This is a genomic window from Citrobacter sp. Cc139, from assembly GCF_030334645.1.
Lineage (GTDB): Bacteria > Pseudomonadota > Gammaproteobacteria > Enterobacterales > Enterobacteriaceae > Citrobacter > Citrobacter werkmanii.
In genome coordinates, this window is record NZ_JAOWDM010000075.1 from 23509 (window position 1) to 39807 (window position 16299).

General features: G+C 49.6%; 14 protein-coding genes. 4 read left to right on the forward strand and 10 right to left on the reverse strand.

The features are described from left to right. Window positions 1-110 precede the first annotated feature (110 nt). From allD to allE, 3 genes are read left to right on the forward strand one after another with little or no spacing between them, the layout of a single operon-like run. On the forward strand, window positions 111-1160 hold the full coding sequence (gene allD / locus OGV69_RS08395) for an ureidoglycolate dehydrogenase (protein ID WP_069323995.1): 1050 nt from the start codon (window positions 111-113) through the stop codon (window positions 1158-1160). Window positions 1161-1181: 21 nt separating this feature from the next. After that, a complete protein-coding gene (gene allC / locus OGV69_RS08400; protein WP_038638460.1) occupies window positions 1182-2417 on the forward strand; it encodes an allantoate deiminase in 1236 nt (411 codons plus the stop codon). A gap of 10 nt (window positions 2418-2427) precedes the next feature. Further along, a complete protein-coding gene (allE, locus tag OGV69_RS08405) occupies window positions 2428-3213 on the forward strand; it encodes a (S)-ureidoglycine aminohydrolase (protein ID WP_038638457.1) in 786 nt (261 codons plus the stop codon). 79 nt (window positions 3214-3292) lie between these two features. Here allE and glxK read toward each other — a convergent pair whose 3' ends face one another. The 10 genes from glxK to allA all read right to left on the reverse strand — a co-directional run bounded on the left by glxK (window position 3293) and on the right by allA (window position 15143). Next, window positions 3293-4441, reverse strand: coding sequence for a glycerate 3-kinase (gene glxK, locus OGV69_RS08410; RefSeq protein ID WP_069323994.1), 1149 nt, complete (start codon window positions 4439-4441; stop codon window positions 3293-3295). Window positions 4442-4461: 20 nt separating this feature from the next. Beyond that, window positions 4462-5760, reverse strand: a complete 1299-nt coding sequence (locus OGV69_RS08415; RefSeq protein ID WP_038638451.1) for a uracil/xanthine transporter — start codon at window positions 5758-5760, stop codon at window positions 4462-4464. Window positions 5761-5818: 58 nt separating this feature from the next. Then, window positions 5819-7180 (reverse strand): allantoinase AllB, encoded by a 1362-nt coding sequence (gene allB / locus OGV69_RS08420; protein ID WP_069323993.1) that lies wholly within the window; start codon window positions 7178-7180, stop codon window positions 5819-5821. Window positions 7181-7252: 72 nt separating this feature from the next. Then, a complete protein-coding gene (locus OGV69_RS08425; RefSeq protein ID WP_069323992.1) occupies window positions 7253-8713 on the reverse strand; it encodes an allantoin transporter in 1461 nt (486 codons plus the stop codon). A gap of 98 nt (window positions 8714-8811) precedes the next feature. Beyond that, a complete protein-coding gene (locus tag OGV69_RS08430) occupies window positions 8812-10062 on the reverse strand; it encodes an MFS transporter (protein ID WP_038638443.1) in 1251 nt (416 codons plus the stop codon). Window positions 10063-10129: 67 nt separating this feature from the next. Continuing rightward, the gene (glxR, locus tag OGV69_RS08435) at window positions 10130-11008 is read right to left on the reverse strand and encodes a 2-hydroxy-3-oxopropionate reductase (protein WP_069323991.1); all 879 of its coding nucleotides are present in this window, start codon (window positions 11006-11008) and stop codon (window positions 10130-10132) included. Between the two features lie 100 nt (window positions 11009-11108). Beyond that, window positions 11109-11885 (reverse strand): hydroxypyruvate isomerase, encoded by a 777-nt coding sequence (gene hyi / locus OGV69_RS08440; RefSeq protein ID WP_038638438.1) that lies wholly within the window; start codon window positions 11883-11885, stop codon window positions 11109-11111. A gap of 12 nt (window positions 11886-11897) precedes the next feature. Then, entirely contained in the window at window positions 11898-13679 is a 1782-nt protein-coding gene (gene gcl / locus OGV69_RS08445) for a glyoxylate carboligase (protein WP_069323990.1), read from the reverse strand. Window positions 13680-13763: 84 nt separating this feature from the next. Continuing rightward, window positions 13764-14585 (reverse strand): HTH-type transcriptional repressor AllR, encoded by an 822-nt coding sequence (gene allR, locus OGV69_RS08450; RefSeq protein ID WP_038638433.1) that lies wholly within the window; start codon window positions 14583-14585, stop codon window positions 13764-13766. A 75-nt stretch (window positions 14586-14660) separates the two neighbouring features. Further along, a complete protein-coding gene (gene allA, locus OGV69_RS08455; protein ID WP_069323989.1) occupies window positions 14661-15143 on the reverse strand; it encodes an ureidoglycolate lyase in 483 nt (160 codons plus the stop codon). Between the two features lie 227 nt (window positions 15144-15370). Between allA and allS the strand changes: the two genes are divergently transcribed. After that, entirely contained in the window at window positions 15371-16297 is a 927-nt protein-coding gene (gene allS / locus OGV69_RS08460) for an HTH-type transcriptional activator AllS (RefSeq protein WP_038638428.1), read from the forward strand. The last annotated feature ends 2 nt before the right edge of the window (window positions 16298-16299 follow it).

Sequence of the window (16299 nt, forward strand, 5' to 3'; positions counted from 1 at the left end):
CAAATAAATTCTAACTATATTTTTTTGTGTGTCTGGATCACATAATCAATTTTTATTCCCGGTATGTTAACGGCAGTCATGCTTCACACCGTCGTTAAAAAGGAAGACAGATGAAAATCAGTCGGGAAACACTCCACCAGCTTATCGAGAATAAGCTTTGCAAGGCCGGACTAAAACGTGAGCACGCCACAACGGTTGCTGAGGTATTGGTTTATGCCGATGCCAGAGGCATTCACTCTCATGGCGCCGTACGCGTTGAATACTATGCTGAGCGCATTTCAAAAGGCGGCACTAACCGCGAACCCACATTTCGTTTTGAAGAAACCGGTCCCTGTACAGCGATTTTGCATGCCGATAATGCCGCCGGGCAAGTCGCAGCCAAGATGGGTATGGAGCATGCCATTAAAATTGCTAAAAAAAATGGTGTCGCCGTCGTTGGCATTAGCCGAATGGGGCACAGCGGTGCCATTTCTTACTTTGTGCAGCAAGCCGCTCGCGCTGGTCTGATCGGCCTCTCCGTGTGCCAGTCCGACCCGATGGTGGTACCGTTCGGCGGCGCAGATATTTACTACGGTACCAATCCGTTAGCTTTCGCTGCGCCAGGAGAAGGCGACGACATCATGACGTTTGATATGGCGACAACGGTGCAGGCATGGGGAAAAGTTCTGGATGCGCGCTCCCGCAACGAGCCGATTCCTAATACCTGGGCAGTAGATAAAAACGGCGCGCCAACTTCCGATCCCTTTGCTGTCAATGCGTTGCTACCTGCGGCCGGGCCTAAAGGCTATGGCCTGATGATGATGATCGATGTGTTATCCGGCATTTTATTGGGATTACCGTTTGGTCGTCAGGTCAGTTCAATGTATGAGGATTTACATGCCGGTCGGAATTTAGGCCAACTGCATTTGGTTATTAATCCCGACTTTTTCTCCTCCAGCCAATTATTCCGCCAGCACCTCAGCCAGACCATGCAAGAGTTAAATAACATTACTCCGGCCCCCGGCTTTAAACAAGTTTATTACCCCGGACAGGATCAAGATATTAATCAACGCAATGCCGCGGTCCATGGTATCGACATTGTTGACGATATTTATCAATACCTGATTTCCGATGCCCTCTATCTCAAGTCATACGAAACAAAGAATCCCTTTGCACAATAATTATTGAAACAGGAATTTCATATGATCAACCATTTTCGTCACGCAATTGAAGAAACCCTTCCCTGGCTCTCTTCCTTTGGCGCGGATCCTACCGGTGGGATGACGCGCTTGCTGTATTCGCCAGAATGGCTTGAAACACAACAGCAATTCAAAAAGCGTATGGACGCCAGTGGCCTGGAAACGCGCTTTGATGAAGTGGGCAACTTATACGGTCGTCTGCTCGGGAGCGAATCGCCGGAACAGGTCATTTTAAGCGGCTCGCATATTGATACCGTCGTCAACGGCGGCAATCTTGACGGCCAGTTTGGCGCGCTGGCGGCATGGCTCGCGGTTGACTGGCTCAAGAGCACCTATGGCGCACCGCTGAAAACGGTCGAAGTCGTTTCCATGGCGGAAGAGGAAGGCAGCCGTTTCCCGTATGTCTTCTGGGGCAGCAAAAACATTTTTGGACTGGCAAATCCTGATGACGTCCGTAACATCCAGGACGCGAAAGGCACCCGTTTTGTTGACGCAATGAGCGCCTGCGGCTTTACCCTCCCCGCAGAGCCGCTACATGCTCGTAATGACATCAAAGCCTTCGTTGAATTACACATCGAACAAGGTTGCGTGCTTGAAAGTAATGGCCAGTCGATAGGCGTCGTCAGCGCGATTGTCGGCCAACGTCGCTATACGGTAACGCTGAACGGCGAATCCAACCATGCGGGTACAACGCCGCTGAGCTACCGTCGCGATACCGTTTACGCTTTCAGTCGCATCTGCAGCCAGTCTATCGAGAAAGCCAAAAAGCATGGCGATCCTCTGGTACTGACCTTTGGTAAAGTAGAGCCACAGCCAAACACCGTCAACGTGGTGCCAGGAAAAACGACCTTCACGATCGATTGCCGTCATACCGATGCCGACGTACTGCGTGATTTTACTCAGCAACTGGAAAACGACATGCGCGCCATCTGTGATGAAATGGATATCGGTATTGATATCGATTTGTGGATGGATGAAACGCCAGTCCCGATGGACAGTAAACTGGTCTCCACCCTTACCGAACTGTGTGAAAAGGAACAACTGAACTACCGTGTCATGCACAGTGGCGCGGGCCATGATGCGCAGATTTTTGCCCCTCGTGTACCGACCTGCATGATTTTCATTCCCAGCATTAACGGTATCAGCCACAACCCCGCTGAACGCACAAACATTAACGACCTTGCCGAAGGGGTCAAAACTCTGGCATTAATGCTTCATCAACTTGCCTGGCAGAAATAAGGAGCCATTCATGGGATATCTGAATAACGTCACGGGTTATCGCGATGATTTACTGGCTAATCGCGCAATTGTAAAACACGGTAACTTTGCCCTGTTAACCCCGGACGGACTGGTTAAAAATATCATTCCGGGATTTGAAAACTGTGACGTCACCATCCTCTCAACGCCAAAACTGGGCGCGTCATTTGTTGACTATCTGGTGACCCTACACCAGAACGGCGGCCACCACAGCGGTTTTGGCGGCGAAGGTATTGAAACGTTCGTGTATGTTATTTCCGGCAAAATTGAGGCAAAAGCGGAAGGTAAAACATTTGCTTTGACTCAGGGCGGATATCTGTATTGCCCGCCAGGTGAACTGCTCACCTTTAATAATGCCCAGACAGAAGACAGCCAACTGTTTTTATACAAACGGCGTTATACGCCGGTGGCCGGCCATTCGCCATGGCTGGTCTCCGGTAATGCCAACCAGTTAGAACGTATTCATTATGAAGGCATGGATGACGTAATCCTGCTGGATTTCCTGCCTAAAGAATTAGGCTTCGATATGAATATGCATATTCTGTCATTCGAACCCGGCGCCAGCCATGGTTATATCGAAACGCACGTACAGGAACATGGGGCTTATATTCTCTCAGGCCAGGGCGTTTATAACCTCGATAACCAATGGATCCCGGTGAAAAAAGGTGACTACATCTTTATGGGCGCGTACTCCCTGCAGGCAGGTTACGGCGTGGGGCGTGGTGAAGCATTCAGCTATATCTATTCCAAAGATTGCAACCGGGATGTAGAGATTTAACGGCGAACAGTCCGCCTGATAATTTTTTATTTAGCTATGTTGGGTTTTGCCACGGTTAACACCGTGGCTTTTTTTATGCTTAACGCAGATTCATTGCCTGACCGAGCTTCATCGCGCAAGCAATATTACGCGCGCAGTAATAAAGGTTGGTTTCACCGCTCGCCAGCACTTCCGCCAATGGTGCGAGTCGCGGCAAAATACTGAATACCGCATCAATACCATGATCGTGAACCACCTCCACGCCTTCCCCCAGCACTCCGGCGATACCAATAACCGGAACATGATGCTGCATAGCAACAGAAGCAACACCGATTGGCGCTTTTCCCCCGACCGTTTGCGAATCAATACGTCCCTCGCCGGTGATGACCAGCGATGCATCTTTGATGGACTGCTCCAGTTGCACAGCCTGCAGCACAATCTCAATCCCTGGTTTCATGATGGCCTGCAGAAAGATAGCCGCGGCGATGCCCATTCCGCCCGCCGCGCCACCGCCCGCAACCTGAGATACCTCTTCACCGGTCAACGCTTGCAGCACATGCGCGTAGTTGAGTAACCCTTCTTCCAGTTTCTCAACCATTTCCGGCGTCGCCCCCTTCTGCGGACCAAATACCCTTGCCGCGCCGCGCGGGCCAACCAATGGGTTGTCCACATCACAAGCGACTTCGATCCGACATGCTGTCAGCCGCGGATCGCACTGTTGCAGGTCAATGCTCGCGAGGCGAGACAAGCTACCGCCTCCCGCCCTCAATGATGCCCCTTGCGCGTCAAGAAACCGCACGCCCAGCGCCTGAGCCATCCCCATGCCGCCATCAACTGTCGCACTCCCGCCGATACCGAGGATAATATGACGAATACCGGCATCCAGCGCATGCCGAATCAGTTCGCCAGTACCGTAACTTGACGCCAGCAGCGGATTACGCGCCTGCGGTTCGACTAGCATCAGTCCACTCGCCGCAGCCATTTCAATAATGGCGGTCTTTCCATCACCGGTCAGGCCATAAAATCCCATGACCTTTTCCCCCATCGGCCCACAGACCTCCAGCGAGACCACTTTTCCACCTGTCGCCGCCACCATGGCATCCACGGTCCCCTCCCCGCCATCCGCAATAGGCAAACAAATATATTCTGCATCCGGGAATATGCTTGAAAATCCAGCTTTAATTGCCTGGCAGCATTGTTCGGCGCTTAAGCTCTCTTTAAACGAATCTGGCGCAATTACAATTTTCATCATTAATCCTTTTCATCCTGTTATTTAATGCGTTCCCATGGAATGAGGTTTTCCATAAGCACTGCCAGTAAAATCCCCACCAATAAGCCATTACTCAGTAATGGCCGAATAGTCAGTGGAAGATCTTGTAAATAAACCGGTGGCAGCCCCATCAAAAAAATGCCCACAAACAGCGGGAGTGCCAGCCGATAAATATTTCGTGCGGTAAAGGTGATTTGCTGGCTGAAAACCAGACCGGAATAGAGCAACGGCAGATAAGAGACCAGCATAACGGCACTGCTGATCGCCAGTGGAATGGCGCAGAATAAGCGGGTTAGCGGCGTCACTATCGCCACCAATAAACATAATACGCTGCCGCAAATAAATGATTTTCGCGAACTGTCGCCAGTTTGTGTTAACAGCCCGATAGAGGAGACAAAAGGTGAAAATGGAATCACGGCAAAAGGCACTGTCACCAGCGTCATAAAACCGGAAATGATAAAGCTACGACGATAACGCGAGCTGCTGGAGCCTTGATGCGCATAAAAGACGTCCGTGCCGCGCACCGCGCCATAGGTATTACTGATATTCACCAGACCGGTGATAACCGCCGTCAGGATAATACCGGGTAACAGCCTGCCATGACTGCCTAACGGGAACCACTGCCAGCTTAATTCACCAGACGGCAAAGATGTTGATGGAAAGCACAATCGCCAGAGTCCCCATCCCACTACCGCCCCCACCAGCAGGGCATAACGGGAGATCCGCTGCGGTAAAAAAATGATCATCGCAAGGATGAAGCACATCACGCCAACCGCCAGGCTAAAAGGCGCCAGTTGAATTTTGACGCTGGTGTCAGCAATGCCAAAAGGCAATCCCAACATGCCCTTAAAAAAGATAGTGGTGAGCTGAGCGCCCAACAGCAGCATAAAAAAGACCATCACCGTTGGGGTAAATAGCCGGGCCAACCGGTGTCCTAAGCCGCTAAAGCCGATAATCATCGTCAGCACAGCGGAAATGACAATCCCGACGCTCAGACTGGTGGCGATATCATTGAGCGGTGTCCCGCGTGACGCCTCAGCCAGGGTAATTGTCAGAATGGTGCCCCACCATAAACCGGTCGGGCCTTCCATAATGGCGCGACGATGGCCACAAATGACCTGCGCAAGGCAGGCCAGCGATGTCGTGAAAAAAGCGTATTGCGTGAGCATTAACAAATTGCTCGCGGGGAGATGAAAAGCAGAAACCAGCGTTGGGGGGACCACGACCGTATTGCAAAAAATAAAGAAAAACCACTGAAAGCCAGATAGCAAACTTTCGCGGTTAATAACAGGAAGCATATTCATACCTTAAAATAGAGAATGCCCGCCAGCATGACGGGCATTAATTCGCATCACATTATTGTTGATGTTTAAGGATAAATTGACCTTTTGGCGCTACCGGGAATCCCTGCTCGATGTCATAGACAACATCCCCGCGAAGAATAGTTTTCGTAATGCGCGCGCCAATCGTCCGGCCAACATACGGGCTGACTTTGTGACGGTATTCCAGGTCTTCGTTTTTCAGAACGTATTTGCTGTCCGGTTGAATAAAGACGAAGTCAGCATCTTTACCCGGGGCAATACGTCCTTTCTGTTTCAGGCCAAAAATATCTGCGGCGTTGGTTGCCATCAATTTAGCGAATAGCGGCAGCGACATACCGCGTTTTTGCACGGCCTCATCAAACATGACGTCCATGCAGCTCTGCAGTCCGGCAATGCCGCCCCACGCCTGCATGATATTGCCAGCCTTCATTTCTGGTGGGCATGGCGAGTGGTCGGAAACCAGGCAGTCAATCTCACCATTGAACAGTTTTTCCCACATACCTTGTTGATTCTGTCGATCGCGGATCGGCGGAGAACATTTTGCCAGCGTGCCAATCTCTTCAAACTGATCGGTATCCAGCACAAAATAATGCGGGCAGGATTCGCAGGTCACATCCTGGCCTTCCTGGCGGGCACGGGTCACTTCTTCCACGCCTTCCGGGCTGCTGATATGGCAAACGTGCAGGCGGCAACCGGCGACTTTTGCCAGATACAGCACACGGCGAATAGCTTCCACCTCAGTGAAAACCGGACGTGAAGCCACATAATCATGTGCCGTCACACGGCCTTCGCGTTTAGCTTCCTCGCCAAGCTCGTCGCAAATGAGCGCATTTTCGCAATGCACCAGCACCGTCTGGTCCATTTCTGCTAACTTCTGCGCGCCTTTGTAGAACTGCCAGTCGTTAACGTCACGGAAGTCATTGTCGATTCCGCGATCGCCACAGGTGGCAACGAAGCATTTGAAACCGACGACACCGACCTCATCCAGCTCGTGCAGACGATCAAGGTTGTAAGAAACCAGACCGCCAAGCTGCGCGGCATCAATGGTCAATTTGCCTTTTGCCGCATCAAATTTAAGTTCGATGGTTTCGCGATCCACCGTCGCGGGCAGTTGGTTGAGAGGCATTTCGATCATTGTGGTGATACCGCCTTTTGCCGCGGCACGCGTTCCGGTCTCATAGCCTTCCCAATGTGTACGCCCCGGCTCAGAGATATGGGTATGCGCATCGACCATGCCCGGTGAAACCACCAGACCTGTCGCATCCATTACCTGCTTTGCCTCCCCCAGATTCTCACCAATGGCGGCGATTTTTCCTGCCTGGACGGCAATATCAACAATACGAGCTTCATTTTCTAAAATAACAGTACCGTTCTTAATAATTAAATCAAAAGACATAACGAACTCCTTGTATGGATACAGATAGTTTTTATAAATAACGCACGCTTACACCTACGTTTACTGATTTCATTACAACTGACCTGTTGCTTTTTCTACTGCGGCAGGTTGTCCAACCATTCTTTTTTTCAGTAAGGCATATGCCACAAATGCGACAATAACCCCAACAAACCACGACACTCGCGATAACGGCTCAAGCAATGGAATAAACTTCCCACCCAGTGAAAGAATTACCGCCACTAACGTTACGGAGAATGCCGTCAGGTTAAATCCATTATCATAATATTGGTAATTACCACTGGCGGTATATAATTCATCAAGATTAATCTTGCCACGCATAACGACAAAATAGTGCGCCAACATAACACCAATAACAGGACCGAGCATACCGCCGATGATGTCCAGAAACAGATAAATGCTGCTCTGATTTTCCATAAGCTTCCATGGACAAATCAGTAAGCTAATAATACTGGCAATCAATACACCTTTTTTATATGTTAGTTTTGTTGGCGCAATTGCGGCAATCTGATAACCAGCCGGGATAATATTACCCGTAGCGTTTGTTGAAATTGTGGTCATCAGAATAACCAAAACTGCGAAGAATGAGGCAAACAGACTGTCCCAACGCTGTACGATATCCAGCACATTCCAGGTATCCGTTCCATAATGAATACTGGCACCAGCAATAATACACACGCTGGCAATCGCAAATAACACGTACGCGACAATAAGACCCAGCGTCTGGCCTAACGCCTGTTCACGAAATGAGTGGGCATTTTGCGTAAAGTCCGATGCGCTCACCGCCGGAGCGGCCCATACCGCAACCACGGCGTTAATCACTACCAGGAACAGGAATCCGCTGTTTCCCGCTTTTTGCACACCGCCCGGAATGTAGTCCAGAATGGGGCCAATCCCTACCAGGGATATCGCCCAGATAGCCATTCCGCCAAAAACGATATAAATGCAAGGGTTCAGGATCGCAGTAAATTTATTTAATACTTTACCGCCGCCAAAACCGATACCAACGTTAATCAGCCAAAAGATAAGAAATGTGATTAACCCCGGCAGAGACAACCCCAGTAGTGTAAAATCACCGCCCAGCGTTAAAAACCCAGGCCATATCTTGCCAATCAGAATAAGAAAAGCCAGCGATCCAGCATAACATTGCAGCCCGAACCACATAATTGCTGCAATGCCGCCTCTTAATAATCCCGGGAAAAGCGCGCCACGTACGCCATACGAGCCACGCAGAATCATTGCAAAAGGTACACCATATTTACTTCCGGCGGCGCCGTTCATAACCATGACTAATGCAATAAACAATGCACTAATAATAATAGCCAGCATAATACTGAATGTGGACAGTCCGAGAATGAAGAACCCGCCAACCATAACATAATTAGGTACGTTATGTACTGACCCCATCCATAAAGTAAAATAGTTAAATGTTTTCCAGTTTCGTTGTGCTGCCGTTTTCGGTAATAAGTCGTCACTATAACCACGTTGTTGGTATAGATCTCTTTGCTGTTCCATAAATCCCTCTTGTCACGTATCGGATAACGTTGTAATGGGTTTAGCTATGTGGAACAAAAACAATATATTAAGTAATGCAAATAGTTTTAATTATATTTTTATGCTGAAGCAGTAACTGGTGTTGCTTTCTTTTTATATAACGTCACGCCGGCAAAAATAAGCGTTCCGGTAACAACCAGACAAGCCGAGATGACAAAGCTTATCTCTTTTGAGCCAGTCAAATCGGAAATAAATCCGGTTAACGTTGGCGCAATAACGGCTGAACTCATACCAAAGAAGTTAAACAGGCTAAATGCTCTGCCCAACGTTTTCGCCGACGCCTGTTCAGACACGAAGGAGATCAGGATGGGATCCACCGCCATTTTTCCCAATAAACCGTACAGAGTCAGGCTGACCATCAACATCGTGGTATTCGGCGATAACACCGTAAACACCAGCATTGCGGCGGCCATAATTTCCAGCCCAAGAATGACTTTGACTTTGCTGTTACGGAATTTATCGGACAGATGGCTGAAGAACAACGCACCGGGAACTCCCACCACGGCGACCAAAGCCGAGGCAACCCCAATCGCGCCACCATCAAATCCCCTTTCAGTCTGCAGATAGGACGGAAGCCAGGTCACAATCAGGTAATAGCCATAACAGGTACAGAAATAGAGGAAGTAGACGCTGCATAACAAACCCGAAAACAGCGGCGGACTTTTCTCTTCTGTCATCGTTGCCGTCTGCGTTTTTTGCTCTGACACCGCCGTTTCGCTTTTTGCCTTACCGCGGATAACCAAAGTAAATACGCACAACATCACCACCAACACAGCCGCAACCAGGAACAACACGTTTTGCCAGGCCATGCTCATACTTTTAACCAACACGCTGGAGCCGATTAAACCGATCCCCATCCCAATCGCAGAGCCGCTATTAATGATGGCGTTTGCCAGTGCCCGGCGAGCCTGCGGGACATTTGCCGAAGAGAGAGAATACGCAGAACTAAAGAAAGAGGCGCAGCCCGCTCCTGCCATCAGCGAACCGGCATAGATCATCACCAGTCCCGTGGCTTTTGCGATACTGAGCGTACCAATAATAAAGAGCGTAAACCCACACATCAGCATAATTTTCTGGCCAAGCTTATCGACCAAAATTCCGCAGGGAATTTGCATACTGCAATAGGCGAAAAAATAGAAACTGGCGATGGCGCCAATTTCAGCATTGCTGACATTGCCCAGGGAAGCCTGAATCTCAGGATAAATAGGGGTTAATACGGTGCGATAAATCCATATTGCAACCCAACCCAGACTCATTACGACGACGATCTTCTTCCAGTATTCAATACCGGATGTATTTTTTTCACTCATGACATGCACCTTTCCAAAGTGTGTCTGATTAAAATGTATCGCTGCAGGATTGCAGCGATACCAACGATCATGACAATTTATGATTAGCCATTAATTCCAGGGCCTGAACCATTGCCGAGTGATCCAACTGGCTACCACCATTCGCGGCACAGGTATTAAATAACTCCTGACAGGTTGCCGTATTAGGCAAATTCAATGAGAGCGCCTTGGCACTTTGTAATGCAAGGTTGAGATCTTTTTGATGCAGTGCAATTTTGAATCCGGGATCAAAAGTGCGCTTAATCATGCGCTCACCATGTACTTCCAGAATACGAGATGAGGCAAACCCGCCCATTAATGCCTGACGCACGCGAACCGGATCCGCGCCCGCTTTAGAGGCAAATACCAGCGCCTCAGAAACGGCTTCAATATTTAAGGCCACGATAATTTGGTTAGCCACTTTACAGGTTTGGCCATCACCATTCCCGCCCACCAGAGTGATATTTTTTCCCAGAATATCAAAGAGCGGTTTCACCCGTTCAAATACATCAGCTTCACCGCCAACCATAATGGACAGCGTCCCTTCGCGAGCGCCAATTTCCCCACCGGACACAGGCGCATCCAGGTAATCCCCGCCGAGTTCATTAACCTGCTGAGCAAAACGCTTGGTTTCGATAGGAGAAATAGAACTCATATCGACAATGGTTTTTCCCTGCAATGCGGTTTTAGCGCACCCGTGTTCACCAAAAAGCACTTCTTCAACCTGCGGCGTATCCGGCACCATGATGAATATAATATCTGCGAAATCAGTCACCTGACGCGCAGTTTCAACATTAACCGCCCCCAGTGACAGCAACTCTTCAACCACAGGTCCAATGGTCGTGACATGTAATTGATGTCCGGCACGCGCCAGATTAATCGCCATTGGCGATCCCATAATACCCAGGCCAATAAATCCCAGTTTCATTTGCAACCTCTTTTATATCTGTCGGTATTCCTGAATTCAGGCAAAACGATTCCCTTCCAACAGAGTGGAAAAAATAGTGTTGCCTGAAATTACTTACAAATTATCGATACTGATTAATCCACGATAATCCTGCTTCGGTGGTCGTCAGCGGCTTATATTCGCAGCCTACCCACCCGTCATAACCTGATTTATCAATAAACTTAAAAATAAAGTCATAATTGATTTCCCCGGTCCCAGGCTCTCCGCGACGAGGGTTATCTGCAATTTGCAAATGACCTATTTTATTTGCCCACGTGGTCATGGTCTGGGTTAATTCCCCTTCCATGCGCTGCATATGATAAATGTCATACTGAATTTTGATATTATTGCATCCGACGCTATCAATTAACGCTAACGCCTGATGTGTACCGGTGAGAAAGAAACCAGGAATATCAAAATGGTTGATCGGCTCAATCAGCAATAAAATATCTTCTTTCGCTAACATGTTGGCCGCATAGCGCAGATTTTCCACCAGCGTTTGCTGGATCTGTTCAGTCGAAAAACCCGCCGGTGTTTTACCTACCAGGCAATTGATTTTTTTATTGCCCAGCCCCTTCGCATAGCGAATAGCCGCGGCCACACCATCACGAAACTCTTCTTCGCGCCCCGGAATACAGGCGATACCACGTTCACCCGCCGCCCAATCTCCGGCGGGGAGATTATGCAACGTATGCTCCAGCTTGTTGGTCTGCAGTTTTTCCTTTAAGACGTCAATGTCGTAATCGTAGGGAAACATAAACTCTACGCCACGAAACCCCGCTTGCGCCGCTTTGTCGAAACGCTCAAGGAAACTGTATTCCAGAAACAGCATGGAAAGATTGGCTGAGAACCGTAACATCTGTCACCTCCTCTATTCATATTTCATAAAACAGGTTTCGGTTGGCGCATCAACTGCACCGTCTGCAACCTCTTCAAACTCGGTCACGTTATCCAGCTCGCTACCCATCGAGATATTGGTCACTCGCTCAAGGATCACTTCGACCACAACCGGAACGCGATACTGCGCCATCAGGACTTTGGCTTGTTCAAACGCCGGAGCGAGATCTTCAGGTTTGAAGACGCGAATGGCCTTACAACCTAATCCCTCTGCCACTTTGACGTGATCGACGCCATAGCCGTTTACTTCGCTGGAGTTGATATTTTCAAACGCCAGTTGGACGCAGTAATCCATATCAAAAGCACGCTGCGATTGACGAATCAGGCCCAGATAGGCGTTGTTGACCAGCACATGGATGTAAGGAATATTGAATTGCGCGCCTACCGCCAGTTCTTCAATCAGGAACTGGAAGTCAAAATCCCCCGAAATCCCGACGACATTGCGTGTTGGGTCGGCAACACAAACCCCTAATGCCGCAGGCAGCGTCCAGCCGAGAGGGCCAGCCTGGCCGCAGTTGATCCAGTGACGCTCTTTGAACACATGCAGCATTTGCGCAGCGGCAATTTGTGATAATCCGATGGTGGTGACGTAGCAAACGTCGCGACCAAAGGCTTTATTCATCTCTTCATAGACACGCTGCGGTTTCACCGGGACATTGTCGAAGTGGGTTTTACGCAGTAACGTTCGCTTACGCTGTTGGCATTCATCAACCCAGCTATTCCGGCAAGGTAAACGTCCGGCTTTCTGCATTTCCTGAGCGACTTCAATCAACAAGGTCAGCGCGGCTTTGGCATCAGAAACAATGCCCAAATCCGGGCACAGAACACGGCCAATTTGCGTCGGTTCAATGTCGAAATGAATGATTTTGCGCCCTTCGGTGTACTTCGAGACCGAGCCGGTGTGACGGTTAGCAAAACGGTTACCAATACCGAACACCATATCAGAAGCAAGCAGCGTGGCATTTCCGTAGCGGTGCGCGGTTTGTAGCCCGACCATGCCGGCCATTAACTCATGATCGTCAGGGATACATCCCCAGCCCATCAAGGTAGGGATAACCGGTACATGGGTCAGCTCCGCAAAACGTTGCAGCAGTGCGGAAGCATCAGCATTAATCACCCCGCCCCCTGCTACGATAACCGGACGTTCCGCCTGGATTAGCATTTCCAGCGCTCTCTCAATTTGCTTGCGGCTGGCGGCTGGTTTGTACACCGGCAAAGGCTCATACATGTCGGGATCGAATTCGATTTCTTCAACCTGGACATCAAAAGGCAAATCGATCAGCACCGGGCCAGGGCGACCTGAGCGCATGACATGGAATGCCTGCTGTAAAACCCGAGGCAGCAGTGCCGCTTCACGTACCGTTACCGCCATTTTGCTGACCGGTTTAGCGATAGATTCAATATCGACAGCCTGAAAATCTTCCTTATGCAGGCGGGCACGAGGCGCCTGACCAGTGATACATAAAATAGGAATAGAGTCGGCAGAGGCGGAATACAGTGCAGTGATCATGTCAGTTCCAGCCGGGCCTGAAGTGCCAAGGCAGACGCCAATGTTGCCTGCAGCGGCACGCGTATAACCTTCCGCCATATGGGAGGCGCCTTCAACGTGGCGAGCCAGAATGTGACGGATGCCGCCGTGATTACGCATTGCGGAATAGAACGGGTTGATTGCCGCTCCAGGCACGCCAAATGCGGTGGTGATACCTTCTTTTTCCAGCACATACATTGCCGCGTCAACGGCTCTCATTTTTGCCATTTTCTTTCTACCTCTATTTATTGGAAAATTTTTCCAACTTTAAAAAAATCCAAAAAAGTCCCGCTCCTCTGAGCGGGTTGCGACTTAAGCTACGGGTGCTTTTAACCCAAGCGCCGTACTGATATCTCGTGCTGTATCCCGTACCAGCTCCCCCTGACTAATAAAACGATCTTCCGTCAGTCTGGATGCGGGCCCTGAAATAGAGATGGCAGCCACTACACTGCCTGCATCGTCATAGATAGCCGAAGCGATGCAATTCAATCCAACAACATGTTCTTCGTGATCAACGATATAGCCATTCTCGCGCGCCTGTTCCAGATTACGCAGCAGAGTAGGAAAATCCACCAACGTGTTCGGCGTAAACTGCTGCAAACCCGTTTTCACGACAATGTCCATTAACTCTTCTTCCATCAGCGGATAAAGCAATGCTTTCCCCGCACCGGAAGCATGCAACGGCATACGGCTGCCCAAAGGTGCACACATCCTGACCATCGATTTGCACTCCTTCTGGCCAATCAGCACCGCTTCAGTGCCATTACGAATCGCGACATTCACCGTTTCGCCTGACAGCAGCATTAATCGGTGCATAAATGGTCCGGCTACCGACAGGACGTCGCGATTATGAATATACGCGGAGCCCACATTGAAGACGCCTAAACCGATATGCCACCATCCTAACTGACTGTCCTGATAGACAAAATCAGCACCCTGTAAAACCTTTAGCAGGCGAAAAGTCGTGGAGAGCGGTAAATCCAGACTGCCGGAAATATCGCTGACTGACGAACTCCCCCCACTTCTTTCGAGATACTGCAAAATCGCAATGCCTCTTTCGAGCGCCTGAGCGCCTTTCTGCGCAACCGGCTCCGTCTGTCCAGGCCTGCCGCGCCGTCTTACTTCCGTCTCCACTACATTTACTCCGGCCCAAAATATGAGCATAAACAATGAACAATATGCTCATATTAAGCAAGAAGGCCAATAGCGTCACGCAAAACAGAGTTCATGTGCCGGGATACGTTCAACATCGCAATTATCGCTACCACCACGATCGACCGTCAGGAAATCGGTCACGGTTTGCCAGGCAAACAGCGGGTGATGCCAGACGTTTCGGTGATAATTCACCCCCTGTTGACCATTGGTGATAAAAGCTTTTAAGGTGGAAAGATCGGGTTTGTCCTCACCAAGTGCGACAATCACCACAAACGCTTCGCCCTTCATGGGCATAAATGCCTGGGTACCCAGCGGGTGGCGCTCCAGTTCATGCACAATAAAAGGCATCGCTGCCGGTTGCGCGCGGTTAATGCTGATGAGCGTTCGGTCCTGCTCAAGGATCTCCACATTAGCCAGATCGTGATAACGTTCAACCAACCCATCATTGATATGAAAAAAATCACGTTTATGGGTTTCGATGACATCGCCATAGGCGCTGAACGTGTGCTGATTTAACGGTAATACCTCAAGTTTCATCATCTTTTCCTTGTAACTGAATTCCTCTGAACCGCAGCCAGAACAGTTAGCGGCTTCAATATCATGCAATCTAAAACCTTCGGGATTTAACATCAACACAAAAGTTGGAATATTTTTCCAAAATTCGATTTAGACCACAATTTAAACAAGGCCATTATGTAAAAATACTTATAAATCAGAGAACAAGAAATCAGGCTTGCGGAAGAGCATTCAGGGAGTAGCTGACGATGTTTGATCCAGAAACACTGCGTACTTTTATTGGCGTAGCCGAAACAGGGAGTTTCTCCAGGGCGGCGGATCGCTTGTGTAAAACCACGGCCACCATCAGCTATCGCATTAAGCTTCTGGAAGAAAATACCGGGGTTGCTCTGTTCTTTCGCACCACCCGCAGCGTTACGTTAACCGCCGCGGGCTCGCATCTTCTTTCTCAGGCAAAGGACTGGCTCGCCTGGCTGGACAGCATGCCCAGCGAATTACAGCAAGTGAACGACGGCGTAGAGCGTCAGGTGAATATCGTGGTCAACAACCTGCTGTATAGCCCGCAAGCCGTCGCTCGCCTGTTATCCTGGCTTAACGCCCGCTATCCCTTTACTCAGTTTCACTTTTCCCGGCAAATCTATATGGGCGTCTGGGATTCACTGCTGTATGAAGGATTCTCTCTGGCTATCGGCGTCACGGGTACTGAACCAATGGCCAACACCTTTACCCTCGATCCTTTGGGGTCTGTTCAGTGGCGGTTTGTTATGTCGGCGAATCATCCATTGGCAGACGTCAGTGGTCCATTAACGGAAGCGCAGTTGCGCCGTTTTCCGGCGATCAACATTGAAGACAGTGCGCGCACCCTGACCAAACGGGTCGCGTGGCGGCTTCCCGGCCAAAAAGAGATTATTGTCCCGGACATGGAAACCAAAATTGCGGCGCATCTTGCCGGGGTGGGTATCGGCTTTGTTCCGCAACCGCTGTGCCAGCCATTGCTTGATAACGGGCAACTGGTCAGTAGCATTATTCCTACTATGCGCCCCCCTTCCCCCTTAAGTCTCGCCTGGCATAAGTTTGGCGCAGGTAAGGCTGTGGAAGATATTGTGACGTTATTTACGCAGCGAAAACCAGAAATCGCCGGATTTTTAGCAATTTTCAACAATGCACGCGATTGAAA

Excerpts from the sequence above, each read along its gene's own strand:
- allD (WP_069323995.1), top strand. The coding sequence starts at position 111 with ATGAAAATCAGTCGGGAAACACTCCACCAGCTTATCGAGAATAAGCTT.
- allC (WP_038638460.1), top strand. The coding sequence starts at position 1,182 with ATGATCAACCATTTTCGTCACGCAATTGAAGAAACCCTTCCCTGGCTC.
- allE (WP_038638457.1), top strand. The coding sequence starts at position 2,428 with ATGGGATATCTGAATAACGTCACGGGTTATCGCGATGATTTACTGGCT.
- glxK (WP_069323994.1), bottom strand. The coding sequence starts at position 4,441 with ATGAAAATTGTAATTGCGCCAGATTCGTTTAAAGAGAGCTTAAGCGCC.
- OGV69_RS08415 (WP_038638451.1), bottom strand. The coding sequence starts at position 5,760 with ATGCTTCCTGTTATTAACCGCGAAAGTTTGCTATCTGGCTTTCAGTGG.
- allB (WP_069323993.1), bottom strand. The coding sequence starts at position 7,180 with ATGTCTTTTGATTTAATTATTAAGAACGGTACTGTTATTTTAGAAAAT.
- OGV69_RS08425 (WP_069323992.1), bottom strand. The coding sequence starts at position 8,713 with ATGGAACAGCAAAGAGATCTATACCAACAACGTGGTTATAGTGACGAC.
- OGV69_RS08430 (WP_038638443.1), bottom strand. The coding sequence starts at position 10,062 with ATGAGTGAAAAAAATACATCCGGTATTGAATACTGGAAGAAGATCGTC.
- glxR (WP_069323991.1), bottom strand. The coding sequence starts at position 11,008 with ATGAAACTGGGATTTATTGGCCTGGGTATTATGGGATCGCCAATGGCG.
- hyi (WP_038638438.1), bottom strand. The coding sequence starts at position 11,885 with ATGTTACGGTTCTCAGCCAATCTTTCCATGCTGTTTCTGGAATACAGT.
- gcl (WP_069323990.1), bottom strand. The coding sequence starts at position 13,679 with ATGGCAAAAATGAGAGCCGTTGACGCGGCAATGTATGTGCTGGAAAAA.
- allA (WP_069323989.1), bottom strand. The coding sequence starts at position 15,143 with ATGAAACTTGAGGTATTACCGTTAAATCAGCACACGTTCAGCGCCTAT.
- allS (WP_038638428.1), top strand. The coding sequence starts at position 15,371 with ATGTTTGATCCAGAAACACTGCGTACTTTTATTGGCGTAGCCGAAACA.